The 13,889-nt window shown below is 64.2% G+C and carries 13 protein-coding genes; 2 read left to right on the forward strand and 11 right to left on the reverse strand.

The window, feature by feature from the left end; genetic code table 11:
- Nucleotides 1-8: 8 nt before the first annotated feature.
- Genes PMI20_RS09030 through plsB form a run of 3 tightly spaced genes read right to left on the reverse strand, consistent with a single transcriptional unit; the run spans nt 9 to nt 3,681 of the window.
- Nucleotides 9-698, reverse strand: a complete 690-nt coding sequence (locus PMI20_RS09030; RefSeq protein WP_007927927.1) for a DUF4197 domain-containing protein — start codon at nt 696-698, stop codon at nt 9-11.
- A gap of 27 nt (nt 699-725) precedes the next feature.
- Nucleotides 726-1,124 carry a YbaY family lipoprotein gene (locus PMI20_RS09035; RefSeq protein WP_007927926.1) on the reverse strand — a complete coding sequence of 133 codons (399 nt, stop codon included), beginning with the start codon at nt 1,122-1,124 and terminating at the stop codon, nt 726-728.
- A 52-nt stretch (nt 1,125-1,176) separates the two neighbouring features.
- Nucleotides 1,177-3,681 (reverse strand): glycerol-3-phosphate 1-O-acyltransferase PlsB, encoded by a 2,505-nt coding sequence (plsB, locus tag PMI20_RS09040; protein ID WP_007927924.1) that lies wholly within the window; start codon nt 3,679-3,681, stop codon nt 1,177-1,179.
- A 244-nt stretch (nt 3,682-3,925) separates the two neighbouring features.
- Here plsB and PMI20_RS09045 point away from each other — a divergent pair, with 244 nt between their 5' ends.
- Nucleotides 3,926-4,135 carry a cold-shock protein gene (locus tag PMI20_RS09045; RefSeq protein ID WP_007927922.1) on the forward strand — a complete coding sequence of 70 codons (210 nt, stop codon included), beginning with the start codon at nt 3,926-3,928 and terminating at the stop codon, nt 4,133-4,135.
- Nucleotides 4,136-4,212: 77 nt separating this feature from the next.
- Here PMI20_RS09045 and PMI20_RS09050 read toward each other — a convergent pair whose 3' ends face one another.
- From PMI20_RS09050 to PMI20_RS09065, 4 genes are all read right to left on the reverse strand, one after another.
- Nucleotides 4,213-4,590, reverse strand: a complete 378-nt coding sequence (locus PMI20_RS09050) for a hypothetical protein (RefSeq protein WP_007927921.1) — start codon at nt 4,588-4,590, stop codon at nt 4,213-4,215.
- Between the two features lie 83 nt (nt 4,591-4,673).
- Entirely contained in the window at nt 4,674-5,483 is an 810-nt protein-coding gene (locus PMI20_RS09055; RefSeq protein ID WP_007927919.1) for a putative RNA methyltransferase, read from the reverse strand.
- A complete protein-coding gene (gene dapE, locus PMI20_RS09060) occupies nt 5,483-6,634 on the reverse strand; it encodes a succinyl-diaminopimelate desuccinylase (RefSeq protein WP_007927917.1) in 1,152 nt (383 codons plus the stop codon). The genes PMI20_RS09055 and dapE overlap by 1 nt, the downstream gene beginning before the upstream one ends.
- Before the next feature lie 199 nt (nt 6,635-6,833).
- Nucleotides 6,834-9,428 (reverse strand): glycosyltransferase, encoded by a 2,595-nt coding sequence (locus tag PMI20_RS09065; RefSeq protein ID WP_007927916.1) that lies wholly within the window; start codon nt 9,426-9,428, stop codon nt 6,834-6,836.
- 263 nt (nt 9,429-9,691) lie between these two features.
- On the opposite strand from PMI20_RS09065, the gene tcdA reads away from it, so the two are divergent.
- On the forward strand, nt 9,692-10,501 hold the full coding sequence (gene tcdA, locus PMI20_RS09070; protein ID WP_009042375.1) for a tRNA cyclic N6-threonylcarbamoyladenosine(37) synthase TcdA: 810 nt from the start codon (nt 9,692-9,694) through the stop codon (nt 10,499-10,501).
- A gap of 145 nt (nt 10,502-10,646) precedes the next feature.
- Here tcdA and PMI20_RS09075 read toward each other — a convergent pair whose 3' ends face one another.
- The 4 genes from PMI20_RS09075 to PMI20_RS09090 all read right to left on the reverse strand — a co-directional run bounded on the left by PMI20_RS09075 (nt 10,647) and on the right by PMI20_RS09090 (nt 13,777).
- On the reverse strand, nt 10,647-11,057 hold the full coding sequence (locus PMI20_RS09075) for a SufE family protein (protein WP_007924086.1): 411 nt from the start codon (nt 11,055-11,057) through the stop codon (nt 10,647-10,649).
- Nucleotides 11,054-12,259: an aminotransferase class V-fold PLP-dependent enzyme gene (locus PMI20_RS09080; protein ID WP_007924085.1), complete on the reverse strand. Its 1,206-nt coding sequence runs from the start codon at nt 12,257-12,259 to the stop codon at nt 11,054-11,056. The genes PMI20_RS09075 and PMI20_RS09080 overlap by 4 nt, the downstream gene beginning before the upstream one ends.
- A 140-nt stretch (nt 12,260-12,399) precedes the next feature.
- Entirely contained in the window at nt 12,400-13,434 is a 1,035-nt protein-coding gene (dapD, locus tag PMI20_RS09085; protein ID WP_007924084.1) for a 2,3,4,5-tetrahydropyridine-2,6-dicarboxylate N-succinyltransferase, read from the reverse strand.
- 34 nt (nt 13,435-13,468) lie between these two features.
- Nucleotides 13,469-13,777, reverse strand: coding sequence for an arsenate reductase (locus tag PMI20_RS09090; RefSeq protein WP_238437447.1), 309 nt, complete (start codon nt 13,775-13,777; stop codon nt 13,469-13,471).
- Nucleotides 13,778-13,889 lie beyond the last annotated feature (112 nt).

Here is a 13,889-nt window from a genome sequence, read left to right on the forward strand (position 1 = left end):
GGTAGGGGTTACAGGCTACCGAATACCTTCTTCGCCAGGCTGGTGGCCGCTGCCGCCGGGTTCTCGCGAATGGTCGCTTCCTGTTTGCCGATCATCTCGAACAGGCCGTTGAGCGCCTGTTCGGTCACGTAGCTTTCGATATTCGCGTTCTTCGCATCCAGCACGCCGAAGGTGGCGGCCTGGCCGGCGAAGGCGTTGTACTGCTTGGCCAGGCCCACCTGGTCGGTGGCCTGTTTGACGATCGGCAGGAACTTCACGCGGATCTGTTCGCGGCTGGTCTTGCTCAGGTATTGGGTGGCGGAATCCTTGCCACCGCTGAGAATGCCCTTGGCGTCCTCCACGCTCATCTTCTTCACGGCATCCACCAGCAGCGCCTGGGCCTGCGGCACGGCGGCCTCGGCGGCCTTGTTCATGCTGGTCTCGAGTTCCTCGACCTGGGCGCCCATGCCGAACTGCTTCATTTTCTTCGCCACTTTGCCGAGGTTGCCCGGCAGTTCGATACGCACGTCCGGGTTGTTGCTGAAACCGCCGGCGGTGCCCAGTTGTTTGACCGCGACCTGGGCTCCCTGGGTCAGGGCATCCTTGAGGCCGCCGGTGGCGTCTTGCTGCGACAGGTCGCCGAGGGACAGCGCCAGGGCACTGGCACAGATCAGCAGGCCGGCGCACAGGCTGGTGAAGCGAAGGGAAGAACGGAGCATGGCAGCTTCCTTGTTCGAGAGAAGGGATTAGCGAACCGCGTCGACGCGGATTTTCAGCGGTTGCGGATCGCTGCCGTCGAGTTTCACCCCGTTGTGCTCGGTGGTGACGAACAGCAGTTTGCCAGCCACTTCGATCCGCGCGCTGACCGAATAACGGTGCCCGGGTTTGACCTGGGCCGGGTCGTAGCTGAGGTGGAAGGGCAGCGGCACCTGGCCTTTGACCGGGCCTTTCTGTTCGGCCAGCAGCACCGCGGGGGCGTCGGCCAGCGACACGTCCTGCAGGCTGACGCTCAGGGTGGCGGCTGGCGGCAGGGCGATGCGTTGCAGGTAGAAGACTTCGCCATCGAGGCTGGCTTTGCTGGCAGGTTGCATGCTGTTACAGGCCCCGAGCAGGGTGGCAAGGGCGAGCAGGGTGAGCTTTTTCATGATGGATCTCCGTATCGGGGGGCGCCAGAAACCGCCTGGCGCCGATAAGAATCTAGTCGCTTTGCTGCGGGGCGGCGACCTGCTCGGCGGCATCTTCGCTGCGATGCAGGGCCACCTGGCGGATCGACAGGCGAATCTCCGCCGGCAGCACGCGCTTGGCCGCGCCCTCGGCCAGTTCGCCGAGCAGTTCGTGGTAGCTCAGCTTGCCGGCCTCGTCGCGGCGCAGCACGTCCTGCTCCAGCAAGGTCTGGATGAAGTGGCGGAACAGGCTCTTGTCGAAGAACTCCGGGGCATTCAGGCCATGCAGGATCGACAGGCGCTGGGCCATGACCGTGCACAGGTCTTCCAGCTCTTCGGCGCTGATGCTGCGCTGGCCACTGTTGAGCAGCAGCGAGATGGCCATGTAGAAGCGCTGCAGGGTCTGGGCGATGCTCTTGGACAGCAGGGTCAGCAGCACGAAATGCCGCGAGCTTGGGGCCGGACGCAGGTACAGCTCCTTCTCGAAGCGCAGCAGGCCTTGCTCGACGAAGGCCTCCAGCCATTGGTCGATCACCCCGTCCAGCTCGTCCAGGGACCAACGGATGAACAGCTCCGACTGCAGGTAGGGGTACAGCGCCCGGGTGTAGCGCAGGATCTGTTCGCGGCTCATGCGCGACGAGCTCTGGAAGAAGCTCGCCAGCAACGCCGGCAGGGCGAAGATGTGCAGCACGTTGTTGCGGTAGTAGGTCATCAGGACGGCGTTCTGCTCGTCCAGGTAGAGGATCTTGCCCAGGGCATCGCTCTGCTCGGACAGCAGGTCCATGTCCTTCACATGCTCGATCAAGGCCCGGCCATCGCCTTCCGGCAGGGTGGTGTGGGGCGAGTAGGGGACTTTGCGCAGCAGCGCCAGGTACAGGTCCAGGACCCGGGCCATGGCGCGGTCGTCGAGGGCCAGGCGGCTGGTGGACAGCAGCGCCAGGGCCACCAGGTTGACCGGATTGATCGCCGCCGCCTCGTTCAAGTGCTGGGCGACTTTTTCACCCAGGCGGTTGGTGGTTTCGTTGAGCCAGGCCGGCTTGAACTGCGGGCCCAGCTCCTGGGCGCGCCAGCCCGGCTGTTCCTGGTCGAGGAACTCGGCCAGCTTGATCGGCTCGCCGAAGTTCACCGCCACCTGGCCGAAACGCTGCTTGAGGGCGCCGATGACCTTGAAGATGTCGAAGATCGACTCTTTCTTCTTGCTCGCGCCGCGCAGCTCGCCCAGGTAGGTGCGGCCTTCTAGCACGCGCTCGTAGCCGATGTACACCGGGACGAAGACGATCGGCATGCGCGAGGAGCGCAGGAAGCTGCGCAGGGTGATGGCCAGCATCCCGGTTTTCGGTTGCAGCATGCGCCCGGTGCGCGAACGCCCGCCCTCGACGAAGTACTCCACCGGGAAACCCTTGGTGAACAGGGTGTGCAGGTATTCGTTGAACACCGAGGTGTAGAGCGGGTTGCCCTTGAAGGTGCGGCGCATGAAGAACGCTCCACCCCTGCGCAGCAGGCTTCCGATCACCGGCATGTTCAGGTTGATCCCGGCGGCGATGTGCGGCGGGGTCAGGCCGTTGCGGAACAGCAGGTAGGACAGCAGCAGGTAGTCGATGTGGCTGCGGTGGCAGGGCACGTAGATCACTTCGTGGCCCGGGGCGACTTTCTGCACGCTTTCGATGTGGTTGACCTTGATCCCGTCGTAGATCTTGTTCCAGAACCAGCTCAGCACCACTTCGAGGAAGCGGATCGCGGTGAAGGTGTAGTCCGAGGCGATCTCGTTGCCATAACGCAAGGCCACGGCCTTGGCTTTTTCCGGGGAGATCTTTTCCCGTTCGGCTTCGTCGAGGATCGCCTGCTTGACCAGCGGCTGGTTCAGCAGGCCCTTGACCAGGTTGCGCCGGTGGGAAATGTCCGGGCCGATCACCGCGGCCTTCAGGTTGCGAAAGTGCACCCGCAGGATGCGCTGGGCCATGCGCACGGTGCGCTCGTGGCCCTTGTTGTGCTCGATCAGTTCGCGCAGGTGGATCGGCGCGGAGAATTGCACCCGGGTCTTGCGGCCCAGGATCATGATGCTCAGCAGCCGGCGCAGACGCCCGGTGACTGCCCAGCTGTCGGCGAACAGCAGTTTCCACGGGCTCGATTCGCTGTCGGGCGATTGACCCCAGAACACGCTGACCGGAATGATCTGCGCGTCTTCGGCGGCATTCTGGCTCAGGGCGCTGACCAGGCGGGTCAGGGTTGGTGGCGCGCCGCGCTTGTCCTGGCGGCCGAGCCAGTCCGGGGCCGGGGTCAGGTAGAAGAACGCGGCGGGTTCCAGCAGGTTACCCACCGAGACCGGCAGCACCGGGCGCGGCAACCCGGCCTTGGTGCACTCGGCATCGACCACGGCAAGGTCGGTGAGCGAAGGGTTTTGCAGGACGTAGAACACCGGACGACTGCGGTCGAGGTTGAGGGTGAAGGACGACTGGTTGATCGTCTCCGAGCGAACCCAGAGGTACAACAGTCGGCGCAAGGTGCCAAACACAAGACGACGGAACGGGGAGCGGGTCATACGGCTTCTGCTTTAGTGGAAAAAACCGAGCAGTTGCTCGGGGCGGCTAGTGTGCCGGATTCACCGAAAATCGGCAAAAAAGCGGCAAACAAGATTGAGTTGAGAGTTTTTCTGCCTGTCATATACTCGCCCGACTGACGCCTGGGCATGCGGGGCCCATCAATAGAAACCCAGGTCCAGGCGAAAGTTCTCACGGCTTCGTTTCAGTAAGCCGACTGATAATAAAAAGACGGAGGATGGATTGATGGCAACTCGCGAGACCGGCAGCGTGAAGTGGTTCAACGACGCCAAGGGTTACGGCTTCATTCAGCGTGAGGGTGGTGCCGATGTATTTGTCCACTACCGTGCTATTCGTGGTGAAGGCCACCGCTCGCTGACCGAAGGGCAGCAGGTTGAATACGCCGTGGTAGAGGGGCAGAAGGGTTTGCAGGCTGAGGATGTAGTCGGTTTGTAAGCGCTGTGCCTTGTAGGAGCGAAGCGTGCTCGCGATAACGCTATCGCGAGCAAGCTTCGCTTCTACAGTAAGCAGAATCAGGCGGTACGCCAGGTAATCTCTTCTTCCCCGTCGGCGCTGATGCGAATCCAGCGGTCGGCCGATTCCTCACCTTCTTCCTCGACCCAGCTGCCCGGTGCGCAGCGCACTTCGACGTTCAGCGCGGCGAAGGCGGCGCGGGCACAGGCGATGTCGTCGTCCCACGGCGTCTGGTCGCTTTCCAGGTATAGGCTGTTCCATTTGCCCACGGCTTTCGGCAGCCAGGTCACTGGCACGCTGCCCGCCTTGCATTTGTAGGTCTGGCCTTTCTGCACCCAGTCGCTGCACGGGCCCAGGGCCGCGCCGAGCCAGGCGGCGATGGCCTTGTGGTCGACGTCGGCGTCTTTCAGGTAAATCTCGATATCCGGTTGGCGCATGGATGTCCTCACTGCGGGTCTGAAAAATCCATTCGCGGATTTATTCGGCCTCGAGTCGCTGCTCGAGGCCGTGGATTAATGGGTTATTGCAGCACGAAGTAATCGTAGCGCATCGACACGCTGACCTCGAAGGGCTCGGCCTGCTCGATCACGCTGGCCCGGCGTTCGGCACTGGCGCGCCAGCCGTGGGGCGTCATGGCCAGCAGGTTGGCGCGATCCTGCGGATTGCTCAGCGTCAGCTTGAAGTCCAGGGTTTCACTGTGTTGCAGCGCCATGCCCGCGGGCACCAGCGCCAGGTGTTTGTCGTCGGTGTATTCGCGGACCTCGTCGTACAGGCGCTCGCGCAATTCCATCAGGTGGCCGCTGGTCGGTCCGACCTTCATCAGTCCGCCGCCAGGGCTGAGCAGGCGCTTGGCTTCCTGCCAGTCCAGCGGGCTGAAGACACTGGCGAGGAACTGGCAACTGGCATCGGCCAGGGGCACCCGGGCCATGCTGGCGATCAACCAGGTCAACTGCGGGGCACGGCGGCAGGCGCGCTTGACCGCTTCCCGGGAGATGTCCAGGGCATAACCGTCCGCCTGGGGCAGGGCTTCGGCGATCTGTGCGGTGTAGTAACCCTCGCCGCAACCGATATCGACCCAGCGCTGCGGGGCGCGCTCGGCGGCCAGTTCGGCCAGGCGCCTGGCCACCGGGGCGTAATGGCCGGCATTGAGAAAGTCGCGGCGGGCTTCGACCATGGCCTGGTTGTCGCCCGGGTCGCGGCTGTTCTTGTGCTGCACCGGCAGCAGGTTCAGGTAACCCTGGCGGGCGCGGTCGAAGCGGTGCCCGGCTGGGCACACGACACCGTTGTCGACGGCGCTCAGGGGCGCCGCGCAGATAGGGCAGGCAAGCATCAGGCGAGCAACTTGATCAGGGTCTGGTAGTAGATTTCGGTCAGCACGTCGAGGTCGCTGGCCAGCACGCGCTCGTTGACCTGGTGGATGGTGGCGTTGACCGGGCCCAGCTCGACCACCTGGGTGCCGAGGGTGGCGATGAAACGCCCGTCGGAGGTGCCGCCGCTGGTGGAGGCCTTGGTCTCGCGGCCGGTGACGTCCTTGATGCTGGCCGACACCGCGTCGAGCAGGGCGCCCGGCTCGGTGAGGAACGGCAGGCCCGACAGCGCCCACTCCACATGCCAGTCCAGGCCGTGCTTGTCGAGGATGGTGGCCACGCGCTGTTGCAGGCCTTCGACTGTGGATTCGGTGGAGAAGCGGAAGTTGAACACCGCCACCAGCTCGCCGGGGATCACGTTGGTCGCGCCGGTACCGGAATTCAGGTTGGAAATCTGGAAGCTGGTGGGCGGGAAGAAGGCATTGCCGTCGTCCCAATGTTCCGCGGCCAGTTCGGCCAGGGCCGGGGCGGCCAGGTGGATCGGGTTCTTGGCCAGGTGCGGGTAGGCCACGTGGCCCTGCACGCCGCGCACCGTGAGTTTGGCGCCGAGGGAGCCGCGACGGCCGTTCTTGACCACGTCACCGACCAGGCTAGTGCTCGACGGCTCGCCGACGATGCACCAGTCCAGGCGCTCCTTGCGCGCCGCCAAGCGCTCGACCACCGCCTTGGTGCCGTGGTGGGCCGGGCCTTCTTCGTCGCTGGTGATCAGGAAGGCCACCGAGCCTTTGTGGTTCGGGTAGTCGGCGACAAAACGCTCGGCCGCCACCAGCATCGCCGCGAGGCTGCCTTTCATGTCCGCCGCGCCGCGCCCGCAGAGCATGCCGTGCTCGTCGATCAACGCGTCGAACGGGTCGTTTTGCCAGGCCTGGACCGGGCCGGTGGGCACCACATCGGTATGGCCGGCGAAACACAGCACCGGGCCTTCGTGCTTGCCGTGGCTGGCCCAGAAGTTATCCACATCCTCGATGTGCATCGGCTCCAGCTTGAAGCCGGCATCGCCCAGGCGCTGCATCATCAGCTTCTGGCAGTCGGCGTCGACCGGCGTCACCGACGGGCGGCGGATCAGGTCACAGGCGAGTTGCAGGGTCGGCGAAAGGTCGGCGTGGGCCGTCATGGGGAAACTCCGGTGCAAGGCGTTATGTGTAGGCGCGAGGCTTGCCCGCGATGGAAAACCTGAGGTGTCTCAGGCAAACCGCGTCGTGGCTATCGCGGGCAAGCCTCGCTCCTACGGTAATGGGGCACGGCGCGCAAAATGGCGGATATCTTAAAGCAAAACGGCGGCCAGAGGCCGCCGTTTAGTGCTTTGCCGCGATTTATGCAGCCGCCACCTGTGCGCTTTCGGCAAGCGGTTTTGGCAGCGACGACAGGAAGGCCATGACCAGTGCTGCCACATACGGCAGCGACTGCACCAGCAGCATGGTCACCCAGAAGCGCATGTCGTTGCTCGGCAGGCCGCCCTGCACCAGGTAGATGCCCAGCGCCGCGCCCCACAACAGCAGCATGATGAACAGCTCTTCCCGGGCTTCCGAGATCGCTACCCAGAAACCGTGGTTGTCGGCATTCTTCGGCGTGCGGAAGAACGGAATGCTGCTGGTGAAGAAGCCGTACAGCACCGCCTTGGCGATGGTGTGGGACAACGCCAGGCCTGCCACGGCCGCGCAGAACGCGTCCTTGAGGTTGACCCCGACCGCCCGGCGGTAGAGGAAGATGATCTTGCCGACCTTGAACACGAACAGTGCCAGGGGCGGGATCGCGAAGATCAGCAACGGCGGATCGACGCGCTGCGGCACGATGATCATCGCCGCCGACCAGAGCAGGGCGCCGAGGGTGAAGAAGATATTCATGCCGTCCGCCACCCACGGCAGCCAGCCCGCGAGGAAGTGGTAGCGCTGGCCACGGGTCAGCTCGGTGTCCTTGCCGCACAGCAGGCTGGCGGTATGGCGCTTGATGATCTGGATCGCCCCATAGGCCCAGCGGAAACGCTGTTTCTTGAAGTCGATGAAGGTATCCGGCATCAGGCCCTTGCCGTAGCTGGTGTGGTAGTACGCCGCCGACAGGCCTTTCTCGAACACCCGCAGGCCCAGCTCGGCATCTTCGCAGATGCACCAGTCGGCCCAGCCCAGTTCTTCCAGGACCGAACGGCGGGTCATGGTCATGGTGCCGTGCTGGATGATCGCGTCACGGTCGTTGCGGGTGACCATGCCGATATGGAAGAAGCCTTTGTATTCCGCGTAGCAGAGCTTCTTGAAGGTGCTTTCGTTCTGATCGCGGTAATCCTGCGGCGATTGCACCACGGCGATCTTCGGGTCGGCGAAGTGCGGCACCATGTGCTTGAGCCAGTTGCGATCGACGCAGTAGTCCGAGTCGATCACCGCGATCACTTCGGCGTCCTTGGCGGTGTGCGGGATCAGGTAGTTCAGCGCGCCGCCCTTGAAACCGGCCAGGGGCGCGACGTGGAAGAACTTGAAGCGCGGGCCGAGGGTTTCGCAATAGGCCTGCACCGGTTCCCAGACCGCCGGGTCCTTGGTGTTGTTGTCGATGATCAGGACTTCGAAGTCCGGATAGTCGAGGTTGGCCAGGGCATTGAGGGTCTGTTTGACCATTTCCGGCGGCTCGTTGTAGCACGGCACATGGATCGAGACTTTCGGCCGGTAGTTGGAGTCGCCTTCGACCGGCAGGAACTCGCGCCGGCGCTTGTGCACCCAGACCGCCTCGGCCAGTTCATGGGCCTCGGTGAGCAACACGATGAACACCCCGAGCGCACCCAGGGCGAGCAGGAAGCCCACCGTCAGGCTGAACCAGGTGCTGTATTGCTGGCTGTAGTCGTAGCCGATCCACACCAGCACCGAGCCGCAGAGGAAGGCGATGAAGGTCAGGAAGGTCCGCCCGCGCTGGCGCAGGGCCGAGCCGTCGATCATCAGCAGGGTCAGGGACAGCAGCGCCAGGACCACCGAGCCGATGGCCAGCACGCGCCATTGCGGGATCGCCACCACCGGGCCTTCGAAGTTGAATTTCTGCTGGCGCGCGGCGTTGAACACGCCCCAGTAGGCGCCCACCGAGCCTTCGTCGCTGGCCTTCCACGGCTGGTCGAAGGCTTCGATCACGAAGTAGTTGTAGCCCTGGCGGTTGAGCTTGTTGACCAGGTTACGCAGGTAGATCGCCTGGTCCGCCGGGCTGGCGTCGGCGCCGCCACGCATGCGGCCGTTGCTCGGCCAGCCCACCTCGGACAGCAGCAGCGGTTTTTTCGGGAACATTTGTTTCAGGTCGCGGGCGCGGTCGAGGACGAACTGCCCGGCCTTGTCCATCGGGACGAATTCCCAGTAGGGCAGGACGTGCGCGGCGATCAGGTCGACGTGCTGGGCCAGTTCCGGGTGTTCTTTCCAGACGTGCCACTGTTCGGAGGTGGTGACCGGCACCTTGACCGCGGCCCGTACACGATCGAGCAGGACGCTCAACTGGTCGGCGGTGATTTCCTTGCGGAAGATCGCTTCGTTACCGACCACCACGCGCACCACACTGCGCGAGGTGTTGGCGATGTCGATGGCGCGGGTGATTTCACGCTCGTTGCGCTCCAGGTCCGGGCTGATCCAGATCCCGAGGGTCACGCGCAGGCCGAACTCTTCCGCCAGCTTGGGGATGTTCTCCAGCGTGCCGTCGACCGAGTAGGTCCGAATGTTGTCGGTCAGCTTGCTCATGATCTCCAGGTCGCGACGCATCTCGTCGTCGGTCGGGAACTGGTCTTTCTGCGGGAACTGACCCAGCTGGAAAGGCGAGTAGGAAAAGCCGGAGATTTGTGCAGGCCAATTGGGGGCGGAAACCGGGCGGTTGACCAGTGCCCAGAAGCCGGTGAACAGGGCGGCGATTGCCAGAACCACCACCAGGTTGAGTCCAAATTTACGCGATGACATAGCTATTTCGGGTTCCAAAGGGTGTGGAACGGGGGAACGGTCGGCATGCGCCAAGCGGCGCGCATCCTACACTGGCCTTCGACTGAGCGTACAGCGCACAGGGGAAAGCCGCAGGTTGGGCAATCCAACTCGATTTAAGTTCTCGGCGACGAAATTTTCAGATTGTTCCCTCATTAAAGCAGCCCCGACTGCCATTCATAGGGCAAAGATGCTCTTGGCGGACATCGGCCCTATAATGCGCGCCGGTTTTTGGGGTAATGGTCATGAGTACAGAAGATCCGCGGTTTGCTGGCGTCGCCCGGTTGTATGGCATCGAGGGGCTGGAACGCTTGCGCGCCGCCCATGTGGCGATCGTCGGGGTCGGCGGGGTCGGCTCCTGGGCGGCGGAAGCCATAGCCCGTTGTGGCGTGGGCGAGATCTCGCTGTTCGACCTGGACGACGTCTGCGTCAGCAACAGCAATCGGCAGCTGCACGCCCTCGACAGCACGGTCGGCAAGGCCAAGGTCGAGGTCATGGCCGAGCGCCTGCGCGGGATCAATCCGGCCTGCACCGTGCATGCGGTGGCGGACTTCGTCACCCGCGAGACCATGGCCGAATACATCACGCCGAACATCGATTGCGTGATCGACTGCATCGACAGCGTCAACGCCAAGGCGGCGCTGATCGCCTGGTGCAAACGGCGCAAGATCCAGATCATCACCACCGGCGGCGCGGGCGGGCAGATCGACCCGACGCTGATCCAGGTCTGCGACCTGAACCGTACCTTCAACGACCCGCTGGCCTCGAAAGTGCGTTCGACCCTGCGGCGCGACTATGGGTTTTCCCGCACCGTGACCCGTCACTACAGCGTGCCTTGCGTGTTTTCCACCGAGCAGCTGCGCTACCCGAAACCGGACGGCAGCATCTGCCTGCAGAAGAGCTTTGTCGGCGATGGCGTGAAACTCGACTGCGCCGGCGGTTTTGGCGCGGTGATGATGGTCACCGCGACCTTCGGCATGGTCGCGGCGACCAAGGCGGTGGACAAGCTGGTGGCTGGCGTGCGGCGCCCGGCGGACAGAGTCAAACCCATCTGACGCAATAGATTCCTGTAGCCGCTGCCGCAGGCTGCGATAAGGCCCGAAGGGGCTTCCGGGGGCCTCAAGAGCACGTCTCCTGCGGAGCCGATCGCAGCCTGCGGCAGCGGCTACAGAGATTCGGGTCGGGTAGATCGCGATTGGATCAGTAGTTGCCAGCCAGCTCGCGCATCCGCTGCAATACCGCGTTCAGCCCATTGCTGCGCGACGGCGACAACTGGCGCGACAGGCCCAGTTGATTGAACCAGTCCGGCAAGTCCACCCGTTGCAGTTCCTCGGCGGACAAGCCGTTGACCCGCGCCAGCAGCAGGGCCACCAGGCCACGGATCAGGCGTGCATCGCTGCTGGCGGCGAACTGCCAGTGACCGTCCTGCAAGGTGCCCACCAGCCAGACCTGACTTTCACAGCCATGCACCCGATTGGCCTCGACCTTGTCGGCGTCGCTCAGCGGTGCCAGGCGTTCGCCCCATTGCATCAGCAAGCGTGCGCGCTGTTCCCAACCGGGAGCGCCCTGAAAGCTGTCGAGGGCGGCCAGGGCCTCGGCGGGCAGGCTCATCGCAACAGCTCCAGCGCCTGATCGAGGGCCTCGAAGAAGCGTTCCAGGTCCTCGGAGTCGTTGTACAGCGCCAGGGATACGCGGGTCGCACCGGCCAGGCCGAAGCTTTTCAGCAGTGGCATGGCGCAGTGATGCCCGGCGCGCACGGCGATGCCCTGTTCGGTCAGCAGGTGAGCCAGGTCGGCGTTGTGCACGCCATCGACCACGAAGCTGACCAGCGCCAGTTGCGGCTTGCCCAGCAGGCGCAGGCCTTTGCGGGCCAGCAGGCCGTGCAGCAGGTAGTCGTGCAGCGCGGCTTCATGGGCGCTGACGGCGTCCTGGTCGAGACCGCTGAGGTAATCCAGGGTCGCGCCCAGGCCGATCACGCTGGCGATCGGCGGCGTACCGGCTTCGAAACCCAGCGGGGCGGGGCGGAAGCTGGCGTGCTGGTATTCGGCCTGCTGGACCATCTCGCCACCAAACTGCCAGTGACGCAGGCCTTGCAGCGCCTCGGTGCGCCCGTACAGCACGCCGACGCCGTCCGGGCCGTAGAGCTTGTGGCTGGAGAACACATAGAAATCGCAGCCCAGCGCCTGCACATCGTGGCGGCCGTGGACCACGCCCTGGGCGCCGTCGACCACGGTCAGGGCGGCGTGCGCCTTGGCCAGGGCCAGCAACTGCGGCAGGGGCTGCCAGGCACCGAGCACGTTGGACAGCTGGCTGACGGCCAGCAGCCGGGTGCGCGGGCCGATCAGGCGTGCCGCGGCGTCGAGATCGATCAGGCCGTCGTCGTCCAGCGGCAGAACCACCAGGTTGAGGCCGCGACGGTGCGCCAGTTGCTGCCAGGGCAGCAGGTTGGCGTGATGTTCCAGGGCGCTGATGACGATTTCGTCGCCCGGGTTGAATTGATGTTCCAGGCCATAGGCCAGGAGGTTCAGCGCGGAGGTCGCGCCGTGGGTAAAGATGATCTGCCCGCTGTCACCGGCATTCAGCCACTGCGCCACTTTGTGTCGGCTGTTCTCGAACGCCTGGGTGGCGTGAGCGCCGGGCAGGTGCTGCGCGCGATGCACATTGGCCGCGCCATTGGCGTAGTAGTGCGCCAGGGCGTCCAGCAGGGCTTGGGGTTTTTGCGTGGTGGCGGCGTTGTCCAGGTAGGTCTGGTCCTGCCGTTGCAGGGCGGCGATGGCCGGGAAGTCGGCACGCCAGGGAGAAGGAATCATCATGCTATCGGGCCCTGGTGAACATGGGCGGGTATACGCCGGACCTGTAACCGGTAGGAGCGAGGCTGCCCGCCAAGGGGGCCTCGAGGCAGCCCAAAGCTTTGCGGGCCAGCCTCGCTCCTGCAGGTAGAGGTGCGTGACGCTTAGTTGTGAGCGTGCAGCGCTGCGTTCAGTTCGATGGCCGATTTGTGGGTCTTGCACTCCACGGCACCGGTCTCCGAATTGCGACGGAACAGCAGGTCAGGCTGGCCGGCCAGCTCACGGGCCTTGACCACCTTGACCAGCTGGTTGTTCTCGTCCAGCAGCGCCACCTTGGTCCCGGCGGTCACGTACAGGCCCGATTCCACGGTATTGCGGTCGCCCAGCGGGATACCGATACCGGCGTTGGCGCCGATCAGGCAGCCTTCGCCGACCTTGATCACGATATTGCCGCCGCCCGACAGGGTGCCCATGGTCGAGCAACCGCCGCCCAAGTCCGAACCCTTGCCGACGAATACACCAGCGGACACCCGGCCTTCGATCATGCCCGGGCCTTCGGTACCGGCGTTGAAGTTGACGAAACCTTCGTGCATCACGGTGGTGCCTTCGCCCACGTAGGCGCCCAGGCGGATACGCGCGGCGTCAGCGATGCGCACGCCGGCCGGTACCACGTAGTCGGTCATTTTCGGGAACTTGTCCACCGAGAACACTTCCAGCAGCTCGCCACGCAGGCGGGCTTCCAGTTGACGCTCGGCCAGCTCGCCGAGGTCCACCGCGCCCTGGTTGGTCCAGGCCACGTTCGGCAGCAGAGGGAAGATCCCGGCCAGGTTCAGGCCGTGCGGCTTGACCAGGCGGTGGGACAGCAGGTGCAGCTTCAGGTAGGCCTCCGGGGTGGAGGTCAACTGGGCATCTTCGGCCAGCAGGGTGGCGACCAGCGGCTTGTGGCTCTCGGCCAGGCGGGTCAGCAGCGCGGCCTGGGTGGCGTCGATGCTTTTCAGGGCGTCGGCCAGTTCTGCAGCCTGGGTGGTGGTGAAGGTGATGGCCTGGTTGCCTTCGCTGTAACCCAGCACCGGGGCGATGGCGGCAACGATTTCCGCGGACGGCTTGAGCAGGGGCGCGGCGTAAAACACTTCCAGCCACGCGCCTTGACGGTTTTGAGTGCCGACACCAAAGGCCAGGCTGAACAGGGTAGTGGACATGCTGTTACCTCTTACAAAATTGAGCGGGCAGGCGTTATTTGATTTCTGCCGCGTAGATATCGGGCTTGAAGCCAATCAGGGTTCGGTCGCCGAGATCGAGCACCGGGCGCTTGATCATCGAGGGTTGCGCGAGCATCAGTTCGATCGCTTTCGCCTGGTCGAGATCGGCTTTGCGTTCGTCGTCGAGTTTGCGAAAGGTCGTGCCCGCACGGTTCAGCACCACCTGCCAGCCGTGCTCGTTGCACCACTGGGCCAGGTGTTCGCGGTCGATTCCGGCCGCTTTGTAGTCATGGAAGTCATAGCTGACAGCGTGTTCATCGAGCCAGGTGCGCGCCTTTTTCATGGTGTCGCAGGCTTTGATGCCGAAAAGGTGCAACGTTTTGCTTGAAGCGGTCAAGGAATTGCCCCCTTTTGAGATGCTGGAGTTAAAGGTCACGGATTATGCCATGCCCGCG

It is taken from the genome of Pseudomonas sp. GM17 (assembly GCF_000282175.2).
Taxonomy (GTDB): domain Bacteria; phylum Pseudomonadota; class Gammaproteobacteria; order Pseudomonadales; family Pseudomonadaceae; genus Aquipseudomonas; species Aquipseudomonas chlororaphis.